Annotated in this window: 16 protein-coding genes; all 16 read left to right on the top strand. The window is 43.4% G+C overall.

Annotation, left to right across the window (positions count from 1 at the left end; translation table 11 throughout):
* Window positions 1–86: 86 nt before the first annotated feature.
* The 16 genes from BUB18_RS03145 to BUB18_RS03075 all read left to right on the top strand — a co-directional run bounded on the left by BUB18_RS03145 (window position 87) and on the right by BUB18_RS03075 (window position 17289).
* A complete protein-coding gene (locus BUB18_RS03145) occupies window positions 87–1565 on the top strand; it encodes a hypothetical protein (RefSeq protein WP_073077923.1) in 1479 nt (492 codons plus the stop codon).
* Between the two features lie 2 nt (window positions 1566–1567).
* Window positions 1568–2266, top strand: coding sequence for a pyridoxal-phosphate dependent enzyme (locus BUB18_RS03140; protein ID WP_073077921.1), 699 nt, complete (start codon window positions 1568–1570; stop codon window positions 2264–2266).
* Window positions 2267–2303: 37 nt separating this feature from the next.
* Window positions 2304–2546, top strand: coding sequence for a hypothetical protein (locus BUB18_RS03135; protein ID WP_073077910.1), 243 nt, complete (start codon window positions 2304–2306; stop codon window positions 2544–2546).
* Window positions 2539–2973 (top strand): hypothetical protein, encoded by a 435-nt coding sequence (locus tag BUB18_RS03130; protein ID WP_073077908.1) that lies wholly within the window; start codon window positions 2539–2541, stop codon window positions 2971–2973. Before BUB18_RS03135 ends, BUB18_RS03130 begins: the two co-directional genes overlap by 8 nt.
* Complete coding sequence (locus tag BUB18_RS03125) at window positions 2960–4318, top strand: PBSX family phage terminase large subunit (protein ID WP_073077906.1); 1359 nt, start codon at window positions 2960–2962, stop codon at window positions 4316–4318. Before BUB18_RS03130 ends, BUB18_RS03125 begins: the two co-directional genes overlap by 14 nt.
* Before the next feature lie 35 nt (window positions 4319–4353).
* Entirely contained in the window at window positions 4354–4974 is a 621-nt protein-coding gene (locus tag BUB18_RS03120; protein ID WP_073077904.1) for a hypothetical protein, read from the top strand.
* A complete protein-coding gene (locus BUB18_RS03115; RefSeq protein ID WP_073077902.1) occupies window positions 4971–5684 on the top strand; it encodes a hypothetical protein in 714 nt (237 codons plus the stop codon). Before BUB18_RS03120 ends, BUB18_RS03115 begins: the two co-directional genes overlap by 4 nt.
* 2 nt (window positions 5685–5686) lie before the next feature.
* Window positions 5687–5863 (top strand): hypothetical protein, encoded by a 177-nt coding sequence (locus BUB18_RS29575; RefSeq protein WP_178372074.1) that lies wholly within the window; start codon window positions 5687–5689, stop codon window positions 5861–5863.
* Window positions 5860–6267, top strand: coding sequence for a hypothetical protein (locus BUB18_RS03110; RefSeq protein ID WP_073077900.1), 408 nt, complete (start codon window positions 5860–5862; stop codon window positions 6265–6267). Before BUB18_RS29575 ends, BUB18_RS03110 begins: the two co-directional genes overlap by 4 nt.
* A complete protein-coding gene (locus tag BUB18_RS03105; protein ID WP_073077898.1) occupies window positions 6264–6884 on the top strand; it encodes a hypothetical protein in 621 nt (206 codons plus the stop codon). The genes BUB18_RS03110 and BUB18_RS03105 overlap by 4 nt, the downstream gene beginning before the upstream one ends.
* 219 nt (window positions 6885–7103) lie before the next feature.
* Window positions 7104–7373 (top strand): hypothetical protein, encoded by a 270-nt coding sequence (locus tag BUB18_RS03100; RefSeq protein ID WP_073077896.1) that lies wholly within the window; start codon window positions 7104–7106, stop codon window positions 7371–7373.
* The gene (locus BUB18_RS03095; protein WP_073077894.1) at window positions 7370–7882 is read left to right on the top strand and encodes a hypothetical protein; all 513 of its coding nucleotides are present in this window, start codon (window positions 7370–7372) and stop codon (window positions 7880–7882) included. Before BUB18_RS03100 ends, BUB18_RS03095 begins: the two co-directional genes overlap by 4 nt.
* A gap of 6 nt (window positions 7883–7888) precedes the next feature.
* Window positions 7889–9469 carry a fibronectin type III domain-containing protein gene (locus BUB18_RS03090; RefSeq protein ID WP_073077892.1) on the top strand — a complete coding sequence of 527 codons (1581 nt, stop codon included), beginning with the start codon at window positions 7889–7891 and terminating at the stop codon, window positions 9467–9469.
* Window positions 9469–10035 (top strand): hypothetical protein, encoded by a 567-nt coding sequence (locus BUB18_RS03085; protein ID WP_073077890.1) that lies wholly within the window; start codon window positions 9469–9471, stop codon window positions 10033–10035. The genes BUB18_RS03090 and BUB18_RS03085 overlap by 1 nt, the downstream gene beginning before the upstream one ends.
* A 1-nt stretch (window position 10036) precedes the next feature.
* The gene (locus BUB18_RS03080; RefSeq protein ID WP_073077888.1) at window positions 10037–12346 is read left to right on the top strand and encodes a hypothetical protein; all 2310 of its coding nucleotides are present in this window, start codon (window positions 10037–10039) and stop codon (window positions 12344–12346) included.
* Entirely contained in the window at window positions 12346–17289 is a 4944-nt protein-coding gene (locus BUB18_RS03075) for a phage tail tape measure protein (protein WP_073077886.1), read from the top strand. The genes BUB18_RS03080 and BUB18_RS03075 overlap by 1 nt, the downstream gene beginning before the upstream one ends.
* Window positions 17290–17393: the final 104 nt, after the last annotated feature.

Here is a 17393-nt window from a genome sequence, read left to right as displayed (position 1 = left end):
GCGGGCTGAGAAGTAATTAATATAATTCATAAATAATTAAAATAATTACTTTTGTGTCATAATATGACACCATAAAGGCATTATTTATGAGATCCATTACATCCCGCGTAATTAAAACCGAATCCATAGACTGGCGCCAATTACAGTTTTTACAGAATGACCAATTTAAAGATTGGTCAGGTTTGGATAAGGAAAAGCTGAAAAAGTCTATAATTAACAATAGTTTTTCACAGCCTTTTTATGTATGGCAGGATTCTGCTGGTATTATTTTTTGCCTTGACGGATTCCACCGATCCTTATTACTAACGGAGTTGTTAGAAGATGGTCACCAGATACCAGATCAATTGCCGGCAACATTTATTGACTGCGCGGATAGGCAGGAAGCGGCAAAGCTTGTACTTCAATATTCATCCGTTTATGCGAAAATCACTCAGGAAGGCCTTATTGATTTTCTGGAAGCTTTTGAGTTACCCTATGATGAAATTAAGTTTGAAATCAACCTGCCTGACTTTGATCCCATCAGTTTTGAAGGAGCAATGAATCACTCTGAAGAAGAACACCAGGAGAAGGTTAAAAGCTCGTTACAGGAGCGATTTATCATTCCACCGTTTTCAATCTTGGATTCCCGTCAAGGATACTGGCAGGATCGAAAAAAAAAGTGGCATGGACTCGGTTTTGATTCTCAGGAAAGTCGGGAGAATGTTGACTTAATATCCGAATCCGGGCAGGCGCCGGCCGTTTACGAACTGCGTAATGAAATGCGTACTGTGCTGCAACGGGAACCGAGCTGGGATGAAATATTGGAAGAGGCTCGTAAAAAAGGAATTCATCTTTATGGCGGTGCTAGTATCTTCGATCCCGTCCTTAGTGAAATCCTATATACTTGGTTTACGCCTTCCGGCGGGACAATCGTTGACCCTTTTGCTGGTGGGTCAGTCAGGGGGATTGTTGCCGGTATGCTCAACTATCCTTATTATGGTATAGATTTACGAGCAGATCAGGTAGAAGCCAATCGCAGGCAAGCTGCCAGCATCAAAATGGAGACGCAACCCATTTGGTATGAAGGCGACAGCAAAAATATTCAAAGTATTATTCCAAGTATACAAGCAGATCTTATCTTTTCTTGTCCACCCTATTTTGACCTTGAACAATATAGTTCTGATGCGAACGACCTTTCCAACATGTCGTGGGATGAGTTTTTAAGTACATACCGGGCGATTATCGCTGACTCCTGCAAACTTTTAAAAGACGATCGTTTTGCATGCTTTATTGTGGGCGAGATTCGAGACAAAAAAGGCAATTACCGTGATTTTGTTGGGGAAACCGTCCAAGCCTTCCGAGATACTGGATTACAGTATTACAATGAAATGATACTCATAAACGTTGCAGGAAGCATGCCTATCAGGGTGGGTCGGCAGTTCTCGCATTACCGGAAAGTTGGTAAGACACATCAGAATGTTCTGGTTTTTTATAAAGGCGATCCCAAGGCTATTAAATTCAATTTTCCTAATGTCCAGACAGATCTGGAATCAGATTTACCTATTTCAGATGTTGAAAAAAAATAATAATGATAATCGAACAGCATAACGGTATCCTTGTCTTACGAGATGATCTATTACTGGGAGGAACAAAGAGTATATTCATCCAGCAGTTGCTTAATCCCACTGCTAAACAGTTCGTATACGCCTCTCCTGTGTATGGCGGCTTTCAGATTGCTTTATCTGCTATCTGCCAGCACATAGGCAAAAAAGCAATTATTTTCTGCGCAAAGCGTAAAAATCCTCATGCGAATACATTGCGTTGTGAACAACTCGGTGCGGAAATCCACCAGGTGAACGCCGGTTATCTCAGTGTGGTTACCGCCAAAGCAAAGGAATATTGCCGGTTGGTGCCAGATTCTGAACTCTTACCATTTGGTGCTAATAGTGAGTTAGCTATAAATGCAATTGCTACGCGTTGCCGCCTGCTTATTGCTACCATAGGGGTAGAACCAGACACCATAGTCTGCGCTGTTGGTAGTGGTACCCTTTTGCAGGGAATACTGAGAGGTACAACTACCTCTAAAGTGATAGGTGTGCAGGTAGGCAAAGAATGCTCTGTCGCACATCCTCGTTTTACTCGATATGTTTATCCCAAACCATTTGAAAAAGAATCTTCCTGTAATTCTCCTTTTCCGTCGTGCAGCAACTACGATTTAAAGGCTTGGGAAGTATTGAATGATTTGCAGCCGATTCCGGGTGTGACAGTATTCTGGAATGTTATGTAAATAATTTATTTTCATATTCAATCAAATTTTATTGGATATGGAATCATCAGCTAAAGTAATGTTCATGGTCGAAGTCAGACAAATCGTTATAGATTACCTACAGGAGGAATTAGGTATCAATTCAATTGCCCTAAAGGCTTATGACAGTGATTCTCCTATTCAAAATGGAGATGCTGAGATCAAACGTATGCGGGAAATAGAAGCAATTAAACTTCGCGACCGCATTCATGAGTTAACCAGACATATCGCAGTTATCAAAAGGATGATTCCGAATGCCTAATACACCACGTGTTGATAAAGTTGAATATGAACGTAGAATCCGAATCGTTCAGGAATGGCTGGTTGATGATTGGCCATATCAGGACGTTATTTCCCAGATCATAAAAAAATGGGACCTGGAGGAGCGTCAGGCAAAGCGTTATATTAAATGTGCGAGAGAGAGGTGGTCAAAGGCTGCGCAGGCTGAAATTAATGAAAAGCTCGCAAGGCGCATAGAGTCATTGCAGAAATTAAAGCGGAGTATGAAGGCCGAATATATCGGTACACCTGCCGGAATGCATGCCCAGCTGGCAGTCGAAAAAGAAATTATCAAGCTTGAAGGGATAGCAGCTCCGCAAAAGTTGGAACATTCGGGTAAGGATGGGAAGCCTTTAATGCCCACGGAAACTGTCCACCGTGTAATTTTTGAAGACTATGGTGGAGCATAGGTTTAAATTTAGCAAGGTATACCAGGCAGTATTCAAAACTTTGGCCAGGTACATCCACATATGGGGAGGTAGAGCCGCCGGCCGATCCTATTTTGTAACCAGTTATTTCTTATTTCTAATTACTCAGCCTAAATATTTTCGTGGAGCATTCCTTAGGCATGTATTTGGGGATATTCGCTCATCCCTTTGGCAAGATTTCAAAGACAGGGTTGAGGAGTCTGATTTCGATGAAAACGACTTTGAATTCAATGAGTCCCAGATGACTGTACGGTACAAACCGACAGGCAATACTATCATTAGTAAAGGTTTCAAGAAGTCAGCTGGTAACCGCAGTGCAAAACTTAAATCACTGGCAGGGATTACCCATGTTGCCTGCGAAGAGGCTGATGAGAATTATGAGGAGGACGTAAATAAATTGGATGATTCAATTCGTACCGATAAAATCGATGACATTCAAATAATATTCCTATATAACCCACCCAGCCGAAATCACTGGCTAATAAAGCGTTATTACAATTTGGTGGATGCTGAGGTATTTGATCGAGATGGAAACCCTGTTCCCTATTATCGGGCTATTCCAAAGGAGAATCCCAACATTCTTTGTATACATAGCACCTATCGCGATAATATTAAAAACCTGAACCGAAAGAGTATAGAGAAGTACCAGGCTTATGGTGATCCTGATAGCCAGTTTTATAATGAGGAAGCCTGGTTCGTCGACATTAATGGTTTGGTTTCTGAGGGTGCGAGAGGCCGTATATATCGTGGATTTAAGCACATTTCCCTGGAGTTCTTTAGGTCACTACCATATCCATCTTTCTATGGATTGGATTTTGGCTACTCAGAGGATCCTGTTGCTCTGGTTGAAATGAAAGAGCATAATGGTCGTTTGTTTTGGCATCAGGTAATTTACGAAACCGGTCTTACAAACCCCGCCTTGGCTAAGAAGATGCGTGCTCTATCTGTACCTAAAAACGCATTGATTTTTGCAGATAACGCGGAGGCAAAATCCATTGATGAACTAAAAGACCTTGGTTTTTACCAGATAAAGCCCGCTGATAAAGGACCGGATTCGGTACTTTATGGCATAAAAGCAATAATTGCATGTGAAAACTATATGACTGATACCTCCACTGAACTATGGGAAGAAAATCAGGAATATAAATGGCAATTAGATGAAAATGGTCAACCAACAAATGTACCTGTTGATAAAAATAACCACGCAAAGGATGCTGGACGCTATGGTTATACCACGTATAAGAAGATTCGGCGCCGGAAAAAGTTTACCACAGCCAGCCCATCAAAAGAACATAATGGTAGCGATGATTTATTGAATGCTGTATAATTATTTTAATTATTTTTGAATTAAAATAAATACATATGGCAAATGAACTGAATTTAGCTGTAGACATACTCGTAAAAGCGAAAGAGGATGTCGTAGCCCTTATTGCGGATGATCATAAAGCCTATTCCTTGGTGGTAATTGGAGGAATGGATGCTATCATAAATCGTCTGAAATATCCCTCCAAACGGCTTTCCCAGCAGGCCCTGTATAAGTTTGAGCCGATTACAAATTTTATGGGTGACGAAATCTCCCGGCCTGAGTTATTGACGAAGGAGGATCTGTCACCGGATGAGGCCAGGAAAGCAGAATTTATTCGTAAAGTGGATATGTTGCTGGCTCAGTTCACAACAATGGATCCTGCTGGTATCCTGAGCGCATACACCATGCCTGAGGATCAACTTGTTGTAAGGGGTGTGGCCAAAAGAGCCGGTATTGATGATTACAGGGATCGCCCTGTAGACTTGCGCTTTATTGAAGACATTGCCGGCGCATTAGAGGAAGCTGCTGCCTCATCTGCTGAGCAAAAGCGAATCGATACCGAATTGGGTGGTAACGGTACCACCAACATTGCCGAGAATGTCAATAAGCAATCAGGAGATTCGCAGACCCCAGGATCTACCGGTAAACAGGAAAGCAGGAAATCTTCCAACCGATGAGAATATTAATCAATGATATGGAGGTAGTCATTCCCTCGTCATTGTCCGAAATTACTCTCGGACAAAGAATTGACTTCCATAATCAATTCGGTAAGGCTTTTGATGCCCATCTTGATTCCATAATGGCAATGGAAGACGGTGTGCCACGGGATATTGAAATAATGGACTTAAACCTGCAAAAGGCTTATGCCGCTTTTTCTTTTTTTAGTGAAATTGATATTGACGTCTTAAGGCAATCTGCCTTTACAGACGAGATTTTGCAGATTTACCACAGTAGCCTGGCTCAGCTCTTTCAACATGAACAGGAGATAGTCCTACAGGATACCTACTATTTCAATGGTGAGAAGTGGCAGCTTAGTACCCCAGAGCTGCATCCGGGGCATCGTATGCGATTTGGTGAATTCATTGACGCCAAACAAATAGCCCTGGACCTATATGATTTTGGCCAAGGTAAGTGGGACGTGATGCTCAGGCTATGTGCAATTTATTTGCGGAGAGAGGGTGAAGAATATGCTGCAGAATTTACACGAGAAAACAGTCAAAGATTGCAGCTGATGAGATCCCTCCCATTAGAAATTGCACTTAGTGTAGCTTTTTTTTTGAGCGCTTCAATGAGCATCTATTACAACACTTCCCGCTTTTCGCACGAAGTAGGATTAAAACACATGAGCCCCACACAGCTGAGCACTTCGAGCGCTGGTGCTGGGTGAATATGTTAAAGGCCATAGCAAAGACAAAGGTTTTTGATAAGGCCGCTTCCGGAATGAATAGCATTGAATCAGCCCGTAATGCGTCTGCTTTTGATGTACTGATTTATGCCTCAGAGGAAAAAGAGCTTGCAGAAGCTCAATATTTAGATTTTGAACTCCAAAAAACCAAATCTTCATGACTAATGTGAAATCAGCTGAACAGCAATTTGCTGAGGCTTTGACAACCGAGAGGTTCCCTTCTGTGGTACCAATTTCTGAAAGTTGGTATAAGGTTGCTCTTATAGGGTTATCGTTTTCCAGCAAGAATAAAATTGGATTAACCTCCGACCAGTATAGGACTTTGCTTAAAACCCCTAAGGAACAACTATCACTAATGCAGGTGGCAGTACTTAATAATAATCTTTTGGATTGTAACCCAGCTGATCTGGGATGCCACCTGGAGGAGTATGTTATCCTTGTAGAGGAGTCTGAATTGATTTCAGATGCGTTTAACCAAAAGGCAGAGGCCCTGCGGGAAATGATCATGCAGGATTTTGCCCGGGATAAAGTTCTTTCCACCTCCCAACTCGCAGCACAGGCATGATCGGAATACCTTACATAAACGATTTGTTTAGGGCCGTTTTGAGTAAGTCAAAGGCGATTGCCGGACGTTTTCATATTTGCCCTCGTTATGGAGCTGAGATATCTGCTGATCAACTTGAGCAGGTGCTAAAGGATGATGTAAAGCCCCAAACAGGGGCAAAGTACCCCTTGGTGCTTATGATGCCTCCGCGTATGGCTGGCCAGCCTGGTCAATCGGAGTGGACGACTTACAGATTAGTACTTTTCTTTTTAACTACAAGTTACTTAACCAGCGATGGCCAGGTTAAGTGGCAGAACAAGGCTACTCTTACTAGCACACATTCAATTGATGGTGACTGGCATGATATGCATCGTGCCGGGCACTGCTTTATCCAGGCATTACAGCATATAGACAGGCATCATAAGTTGCATAGCAACTTTTTCCGTTTGGGTTTAAAATCTCAGAAGGAATTCCTAATTGATCCAATTTCAATGATAGGCTTGGACAATGTTAGTGGTATAAGACTGGAATTTCAGGTACAGTTATTTCCCGGGTGCGACCTGGAGGATTACAACTTGGATGACCTACTTAGTTTAACCGTTCCCGTTATAGATTCCCATCCAGAACACAAACTTTAACTAAATGAAACCAAAGCTATTACAACCTCTAAGCGGCAATGAGGTCATTTTACATCATACACCCGGGGCTTCTGGGGTTGGAGCCGGCCAACCTGGCTTATCGCAGGGTCAAATAAATGAAATGCGAGCATTTGCCCGGCAGTTACGCAAAAATAATCCGCGAATGTCTGACCGGGAAGTTCGTAGAAAAACAGCTTCACACTTTAATATTAAACTAATATGCCATTATTAACCGTACTCGACTTTGCCGGTAAAATTCCAGCTGAATACCGCAGGGAAATTCTGGCTACAAATATGATCTACCATGCCGTGGCTAATGCTGGGGATGCATCTATGTTCTATCTATTTACGATCTGGTCAAACTATATTGAACCAGGACTGCAAATTGGGTGTGGTGCTTGTCTGGAAAGGATTTTGCACAATTTTAAGGAGATGCAGCCGCATCTAGTAACCTTAGAACAGCAGAACAAACTCCTGCAAAGCCTATGAAACTACTGGACGTTCAGCGGGGGGGACAACGAATAATAGAGAAAGCTATTCGTGAAGAAAGTATCAGCCAGGGGCATTATTTGACCGGAGCAATGCAGGCCTCACTGGCTGGCTATGTTCTGACTTCTCCTGATGAAAGTACCTTAACTGGCACTGCCGTTGGCTATGCAGTTGTGGTGAACAGCGGAGTTACCACAGGTCGTATCCCCTACGCTCCGGGCTCAGGTGCTGGTAGCTCAAAATATATTGAGGGCCTTATAAACTTCTGGCGATTACGAGGGCTGAATGAAAAGGAAGCAACACGGGCTGCGTTCGCCACCGCAAATAAACATAAAGAGGAGGGTATGCCCACCCGCGCAAGTGGTGGCTTTTCGAAGACAGGGGAAAGAAAGCAGATGATCGACAAAGCCTTTGACAAGTGTAGCTCTGATCTCGATCAGTTTATGCTCTCAGGATTTGATAGCATAATAGAAACAGAATTTCAGAAAACTAAAAGTGAAGTAATTTAATTTATCATGCCTATTACGTCCATTGTTACCCAGCCAGGGGCTGCGTCCTTAAAAGGTGCATATCAGGAGATACAGTATGCAGTTACTGCGATTGCACCGAGTGGTGAAACTCCAGCAATTATTTGGTGCGATATATATTTTGGTAATGTGTATTATAAATCTCTATCCACAACGATTTTAATTACAGGGGCATGGCGGTTTGATATCCAGGATGCCGCCCAGGAGTATCTCAGATCAGCACTTGCCCCCAATGGTGCTGGGGACGTATTCCTTGCCGCAAAAAGTTTGACAAAAGTATTTTGCCGGTTTAGAGTTGGATTTTATGATACAAATGGTTTTATTACCTCAGAAGGTACAGTGCCGGTTCAGGCTACTGGAACGCTGCCTGCGGTATCTGGAACAGGTCTTCAGAGTAGCACTTCGTTTATTGTTAACTCCGCGCTTCAGCATGAGGATAATCCGGACCTGCCGCAGCACCTATTTCACTATAAGTCTGGAGTTTGGGCAGAGAAAACTCATCCTCTTACCCATAGACCAGCACCCTATAAAGTAGGTTCAGGCAACAGTGATTACTTCCCACTTGTACATCTTGATAATTCACCTCTTAAGTGTATCAGGTTGAATTACAGATTTGAAGGTCAAACCGGTTTCCAGCAGCGACTGAAATGCTATCCAATACCTTGCCCGGTAATCACTCCTGTGCTATTAGGTATTATTATTAATGCAGACAGTACCCAAACAATTAGCTTAGGATGGCAACAATTACCGCCATATGCAACTGGTGTTAAAGTAAAGTATAGAAAAACCAATACAGCTGACACTTTACAGGCACAAAATGTTATTGGAGCAAGTATTGCTATCACGTTACCATTAGGTAAATATGATTTTTATTTTACTGCTATAGGTGACTGTACCCAGGTGGATGATTCCACTATGCTTGCAATCGGTGAAGATCGAAACCCATGTCAACCGGTATCTGGGCTTGCTGTGACAAGAATATCAGCCAATATTTGGCGGGTGTCCTGGAATGTGGTTTCAGGCAGTTCTGGATATTATCTATACTATAAAAAAGATACAGATCCGGATTTTAGTCAAATTTTTGTGCCAGGTAATAGCTATGATTTTAATAATCCGGAACCTAACAGGACATATACCATTAAGGTTTCCAACTACTGTAATCCTTGGGAGTCTGATCTGTCAGAAATAACCACGTTTAATGTGCCTTCATCCTACACCCTTAAGTTAAATCTTTTCGCTGGGGGAGTTTCAACGTATATAACGGAATATGATTTGGCAGGAATAAATCCAATTTCCAACAGCGCAGGTCGTATACAGGGCGCTGGCTCCAACGCAGGGTCATCTCCTTCGTTTTATCTTTTCGAAAAGATTCATAATGATCGTGCAGCAACAGCTGTGCGCCTTCATGTGTATTCTTCGAATGGCAAGCAGATCGTGGGAAACTACCAGCTATTTATGGATGGAGTTTTAAAAGCGACAAGTAACGTGAATACGCCAAACAATACCTGGATAAATATTCCGGTGGAATTATTCAATGCAAATATTGTTGATCTTAAATTAAATTTCTGATGGAAGTACCTGGTGTGTACCAAATTCCCAACGGCCCCAAAAACTTAGAAACTCTCTTTCCTGATTTGGATTGGCCGCGTATAGCGGAATACTTTATTGAAGTGTTAAATGCAGAGGAAGCTGTTGTGGCGACGTGCGGTAGAGTGATACACGAAACCTATTGTGAGAACATTAGAATACACTTTATTAATTATTTGGGGGGCGTTGATGCAATAAATTTCGAGCTATGGCAGGAAACACATAAAAGCCAAAGCGAATCCTGGCAGGCACTTTCCAGCAATATCAAGCGGGAGGGCGGAACGCGCAGATTCAAAGTTACTGCAAATGACACTTATAGGGTCACAACGATAGTGTATTCAGAAGCTGAAATGGAATGGCTTAAAGAGGTATTAGATAGTCCCATGGCCTGGATGGAATGGAAAGGCGTACAGGGCCAGGCAGATGACTATCTTCCAATTACAATTGTGGATTCATCAGTGGTAACTCGCGCTGTATCGGATCGATACCAGTATGAGTTTACTATTGAATATACAATGAGTAACTCCGACTTAACAATACGTAACTGATATGGCTAAACGTGAATTTGTTGAAGTTTTAATTGATGATCAGGTTCTTCTACAGTCTGAGGATAATACTGCGGGAATATCAATTTCCTATAAATTAGAGGATGCAGAAGATTTTACCCGTAAAAAGTCCTCAGAAGCACTAAGTATTACTGTGCCGGCAACCGTGGAAAATGATCAGGTAGGAAATACGCTCCACAACCCAAGCGTAGAGGATATGACAACAGGACAGCTATTCCGAGCGGCACGCAAAGCTTCTGTAGTCGCTGCTGGAGTGGAACTTTTGGTGGGAAAAGGGTTTCAGGTTTCAAGTGCGCATAATGCTGTTCCGGTATCCTATGAGTACGACCTTTATGGCAATAATGGGGACTGGATCATTTCCTTGCGTGAAGCGACAATATATGACTTCCTTAAGCATATTAGCTTCACCTTTACTGAATCCGCGATTTCGGAGTCCTGGGCTTTCGATGGACGAAATGAGAATTTACCGTATGTTTTTGCTCCAGTGCGTTACAGGGATACTATGGACTCAATGGATACTGAGGTTGAGAATGATGCCTTCACCGATGCGTACATGACTCCATTATACTTAAAGCCATCTATATCCGTGTACTGGATAATATACTGGGCATTTAAATCTATTGGGTACCGTATCCAATCAGCTTTCTTCGATACTGATTATTTCCGTCGGCTTGTATTGCCATGGACCTGGGGTAATTTCCTTTCAGCAGAGGGTAACCGCCAGGATAATTTAAAATTTCTGGCCAAAAGTACCGAAAGAGTTCAAAGTACCTTACGTTATGATGGTTACCTGGATGTTAAGGCTAGTAACGACAATACAGACGGAGGGTTTGATGCAAATGGGGTTTACCAGTACCTACCTGGATCTGCTGAAATGAAATGGACGTATTTGCCGGCTTTTAATTATCAACGCATCGAGGCAACTTTTTTCCTGCAGCTGGACTGGGAAGTTTATGTACCGGTGAACGCGGAAATTTTAGTTAGAGTAGAGCTTTTTATTAATGGAGTGCCGGCCCCAAATGGCCATCGAGAAATTATTCACCAAAATACAGGCAACCAGTTTGATTTTACCAAGCGTGATTTTTGGGAAGACTACTTTACCTTTTCGGTAGTTGCCGGAGATTCAATCTCTGCTAAGGTATATACTAAGGCTTTGGGCTTGGCCTATTGTTGGACCAAGATTGATGTTGTTGGTTTTTCATTATCAGACATCAGGATACCAATAGGAGGTAATATTGATTTTGAGAACTACAATGCCTTCAAAAACTATAAAGTGGTGGACCTAATAGCAGGGGTAGTGGATTCTTTTAACCTCCTGTTGGGTGCTGATAGTATCTCTAAAGTTGTTTTATGCGAGCCTGCGCATCCATATAGCCTGAATGAGTCGTTACAGCCCACCATGGTCGGATATTTTAATGGAGACTGGCTGGATTGGTCGGTGAAGCAAGATCTGTCTAAAAATTCAGTTGTAGAGCTATTTCGCGACTATGAGAGAGAAGTGAACATGAAATTTAAGGATGATAGTAATGATGGGATACTAAAGGTAGTGCAGGATCGCAATACAACGATACTGGCGGCTGCAAAATATGTTTTTCCTGATCGATTCAAGGCAGAAAAGCGAAGTATAGAAAATAGATTTTTCGCGCCGACGATGCATGGGGATGTACCGCAATGGCAGGATATTACTGGTGTTCGTCCACAATTGATCTGTATTATTCCCGAAAATATCAGTAATACATCCAATAATGAGAGTCAGAACACCTTCCAGCCCAAGCTAGCCTACTATAAGGGTGTGAGTCAAAATGTTGGAGGTTGGCGTTATAAAGCGGGTGGAATAGTTAATGCCTATACCTCATTACCATTTATGTTCGCTGTAAACTACCATCCAGGTGGGGAGGCTGATCCAGTTCTTTCTTATTCCGATGAGAAGATAGGCAGCAGGATTGGATATGGCCTATTTCGGAGATTTTTCCTACAGCGATTTGCCATCATGCGGAACGGCCAATATTACCGTACTTATATGAAATTGAATAACTATGATGTGACTAACTGGTTTCATCGTGAACATAAGGTCTGTCGTGGACAACGATGGGAACTGGTAGAAATAGTCAATTATCGGCCACTAACCCAGGAGCCGGTTGAGTGTTATCTGCGTAAATGGGCACCGGTTACCAAAGTTGATTTCGATTCCGTATATCCTTCTCTGCAGGTAAATCTGAAGGACCAATTTGATACCAAATATTTTCAATTAAAATGCTTGGTGAGTGACATCCCAGGCCCAAATGGACAATAATGGCTATAGGTAAAGTTGAGAAGATTTATTCCCTAAAGACTTTGGGTTATGATACCATAATTAGGGAACTAAATGATGTGGATGCCGCCTTCCAACGAATCCGCCGTTCAAAGCAATCAGCTTCAGAGCGTTTTAATACCTCACAGGACTCAGCTGAGGCGCGGAAGCTATCGGAAGAACTGGCAAATCTCACTAAGGAGGAGGCAAAGTTGCGCGTTGAGCGTCAGCGCTTAATGAATGAAGCTAAGGCACAGCAAGCAGCTCGGCAGGCGGAAATCACCCAGCGTGAGAAGGAACGGGATTTTGTAAACGAAGAGCTTCGAAAGCAGGCTGAGTTACGCACTGCCAGAGAGCAGACAGCATTGAAGATTAAGGAGGAACAACTTCAACGCCAGCAAGAGATTAGTCAACGGAAGCAGGAAAAGTTGGCTTTGGATGGTGTTGCGGGGAGTTATAATGCCATTGCTCGTGAAGCGCGTGAACTATCACGCGCTACAAAGGCAGTATCTCCCGGTCAACAAGTTTCTTTCCGTGGTGAAATATTAGCCTATGACCAGGCTATTGAGAAACTCAAAGTATTATCCAAAGCTGAACAGGATTGGCGCCGGCAGTTCACCCGGGATAACTTGTTGGTTGGTGAATATACTTCGGGAATAATCCAGTCATTTCAACGTCTTGGCTTGGATGACCTTATTTCAGGTCAGATTACTAAGGCACAAACCCGCTTGAAGGCTTTGGATAGCACTTTTCAGGAATTGCGTAATGATTTGAGTGCCATCCGTGTTACCGGTGAAGGTAGCCTTGAGGCTGTTGAGAGACAGATGATTGAGAACCGTCAGGAGGCAATAAGGCTACGCCAAGAAGTTGATCGGCTCAGAAATGACTTCCGTGGCGCAGGTGATATCGGTAACCAGATCACCGCCAGCATATCTGCTGGATTTAAAGAAGCAAGAAATCAGATAGCACAGTTTGTTCTAGGTTATGTGGGCGTTCAGGCAATGCTCAGCGGATTACAACGTGGAGTTGCCACGGCAAAAGAAATTTCTGATGAAACCACAGCTTTGGAAATAGAGCTGGGAAGAGCTGTAGGTGGGGCAGATGCTATCGTATCCGGCCTGCGGCAGCTGGATACCAGAACCAAGGTGAAGGAACTGGAAAATATTGCCAATGTGGCGCTGCGTGCTGGTACCACTGAACAAAATTTATTAGGGGTAGCTCGAGCAGTTGATATTACTAAAGTCGCTTTTGGTAAAGATTTTGGCAGCGTGGAAGAGGGGACAGAGACATTCGCGAAATTGATAAATATTTTTTATGCTGATGGTGAGATCACTGGTGAACGTATCCTTCAGATTGGAAATGGCATCCGTACATTGGCGAATGAAACGGTGGCCAGTGTCCCATATATTAACGACTTCGCTGGCCGTATGGCTGGCCTTCGCCAAATTTCAAATATTACACTTCCTGATGTCATTGGGCTGGGTGCAGGGTTTGAAGAATTTAAACAGTCAGCGGAGGTATCCTCTACGGTGCTGGTAAAAGTGATACCGAAACTGGCTTCTGAAACGGAGAAATATGCAGCTATTGCCAAGATGACAACTGATCAATTCCGTGAGTTGCTTAATAATAATCCTGCGGAGGCCTTGCTTCGTATTTCTGAAAACCTGGTGAAGTCTGGTACTGGAATTGAAGATGTGGCTGCCGCTCTTGCCGATGCAGAACTCGGTGCCGGCCGGGCGACCACTATATTGGCAACTCTCGGAGGGAAAGCAGATGTTTTTCGTGAACGGATCGCGCGTGCCAAGCAAGCTACAGCAGATACTGGGGCGGTATTGGACGCATTTAATGCCAAAAATGAGAATCTGGCTGCAACACTCGACAAAATTGGTAAAAAGTTTTCTGACGCAGCCGGCAGCAAGGCATTCCTGGCAACATTAACTGGTATTTCAGGTGTTATCCTGTTTTTTCTCTCCAACTTGCCGGTTATCTTAACACTTCTCACTTTGTGGACAGTAGGTTGGACAGTACTCAATAAGGAGATGCTGATTGCACATGCGCGGCTCCTACTGGTTAACGCACAGCTAGTTGCCGGCAGGGTAGCTCTTGCGGCAATTACAATTTTACAGAATGCCTTTGCTATTTCGATAGGTGTCGTTACCGGCGCATATCGCCTTGCAACTGCCGCTGCACTACTTTTCAATAATACGATACGCGCTACTCCATTGGGAGTCATATTGACTATCATCGGGCTGTTGGCTGGGGCGTTTGTTGCGCTTGGTGCTGCGGTGACCAATTCATCGGCGGCTTTGGGTGCTCATGCCGCACAGCTTAAACTTAATGCAGAGGTAGCTAACCAGGTGAAGCAGCAGACAGATACAATCATCAACCGCATGTCTGTTCTCACTGCCGTTGCCAAAGATAATACCGCTTCATTGGCTTCTCGGACTAAGGCACTGCAGGATTTGATTGCTTTGTCACCGCAGTATTTATCCGGATTAACACTTGAGAATATCCGTACCGCAGAAGGTAAGCAGATTTTGGATGGTTACATACAGTCACTCAAACAAAAAGCAGAATTGCAGGCTGGTGAAGCAATTTCAAATAAAGCCATTGAGGAACGTACCAAACTTCAAAAGACCCTATACGACTTAGAAACTAAGCGTGCGCAAGGTTTAACTGGTAAGAGAGATTTAACCGAAGAAGAACGAAGCTTTCTGCCTGCCGGGCGCCGGTTGCCGTTTGGAGCTCTGACGGGTTCAATTTTTACAGGTGTTAGCACGGTTGATGCAGCGATTAATGGGGTGAAGGCAGCGATTGCTGCGAAAGATTTGGAAGTTGAGCAGGCAAACAATTTTGTTAAAGCTAAGCTTACCAAACTGGGAGCAACGGTGGATGCAGGAAATAAGTCTATACCAACGGTTAAGCCTGTACGAAATGCAGAAACTGTAAAGGCCGAATTGAAAGCATTAGATGATGAAATAGATAAGGCAGAATTTGGGAGTAAGAAACTGGCGGATCTGGTTGCCCGCAGAAAACAACTTCAGGATGAATTAGATAAAGAAACCGGAAAATTTAAGGATAGCCTCTACCATGGCTCACGCTTGACTGGATCTGACAAAGATGTATTACGTGAAATCGATTCACAGCGTGATCAGCTGCTGGCAGATCAGAAGCTACGATATACGGAAGGGAAAGTTTCTGAGGAGGATTACCTGGCTTCCGTACTTCATATAAATCAGGAAGCAGTAGATAAAAAGTTGAAGTTGGTGACTGCAGGAAATGCAGCTGAGAAAAAGCTAATTTCGGAACTTAAGCTGGAACGCATCACGGCTGAACGGGAAACCAATGAGCAGCTGTTCGCATTAAAAGAACGTAATGCACTATCCCAGCTTGAGCAAAGTAAAAAGCAGGCCGAAGCAGCTCTGAAAGCCATTTTAGATAATCCAAGATCTTCCGATTTGGAGAAAGCGCAGGCAAAACTTGCAGCTGATAAATTAATGCTTGCCGCTCAAGAAAAGTTTAATTCAGAAATGGATACCCTGGAAAAGCAGTTTTCAATTCGTTCACGACAAAATTCTGTGGATAGGAAAAATGCTATGATACAGGTGCAACAGGATCTTACACGTGATGAAATAGCCGTTTCTAAACAATCAGTAGCCGATATAATGGTACAGGCTGAAAAAGGAATATCTGATTTCCGACTGAAAATGGCTAAGATACGAGCAGAAATACTCGGAGACCCATCTATGACTACTCCCAGGAAAAAGCAGCTCACTGATAAGGTGGATAAAACCGAAGCAGTTGGCGTTCTTGCGAGGGAAGTTAATGCGATGAAACAGCAATTACCATTATATAAGCAGTTGCTGGATCAGAAAAAAATCAGTGATCAGGAGTATTACTCTTTTGTGGAGGCACTATATAAAAAGCAGGAAGCGCTGCATGATGCCAATGAGTCTTCGATCCGGAGTCACACCCGGTCTATTCAGGAACTTATCAGAGATGGTATTTCCTCCTCATTGCGGATTTCGTCGGAGTATACTGAAATCGTTGATAAAGCGATCGCCGAAACCTATTCACTGGCCAAGGATGCGATGAATAGTTATTTTGACAGCGAGAGGGCACAGATACAAGAAAGCCTAAGAGCACAGCAAGAACGCTTGGATCTTGAACTACAGCAAAAAAAGGCAAGGACACAGAGCCAGGCAGAACAGGAAAGGCTTGATAAAGAGTATGCCAATAAAAAGCGGCAGGCAGAGGTAAAAGCAGGCGAGGATTTGAAAAGAGTAAAAAAAGCTGAGGCTCGTATTGCCTTAGCAACGGAATTGGCGAACATTTGGGCCAGCGCCTATCAACTGGGCCCGATAGCTGGTCCTATTGCCGGGGGTATTTTTTCTCTTATGGCATTAGGCAGATATGCCCTTCGAGTAAAAGAAATAGAAAGTACCAAATTTGAATATGGTGGTATGCCAGCTCTCGGAGGTAAAATTGGAGGAAAGCCCCATTCTGCAGGAGGTACTCCATTTAGTTTCCGGGGGCGCCAGTATGAAGCAGAGGTAAATGAATTGTCGATTATCCGTACCCGGAACGCCCCCTCAGGCAAATTTACTATCACCGGTAACCATGCTCAAATTGCAAGCACTTTGAACCAACTTGGAGGTGGGGTGAGTTTTGCCCCTGGCGGGATGTTGCACAAATTTGCGTATGGCGGCAGTTTAGGCACATCGCTACCGGCTCCGGCATACTATACGTTACCGGCATCACCTGCCATGCCGACCACTAATGTTGATGTACAGTTCTCTTCGATTATTGAAACTTTGCAACAGCAAGGGGCAGCAATAGTAGCTGTTTCGGGGCGTATAGATCGCCTACAGGTGACGCAGGATACTGATTCAGTTCGAAATGCGCTTCAAAAAAAGGTTAAACAACAATCACCAGGTACATTATGATGACAGACCTCGATAAGAAGCTTCAGGAGATGGCCATGACGAACTGGGAGCAGTTTGTTCACCTAATTGGGGAAGATGCGTTAACTGCAGCAAAGGTGTGCCTT

The sequence above is a fragment of the Chitinophaga jiangningensis genome, from assembly GCF_900142605.1.
In the GTDB taxonomy this organism is placed as follows: domain Bacteria; phylum Bacteroidota; class Bacteroidia; order Chitinophagales; family Chitinophagaceae; genus Chitinophaga; species Chitinophaga jiangningensis.
This window is presented reverse-complemented; position numbering and strand designations above follow the sequence as displayed.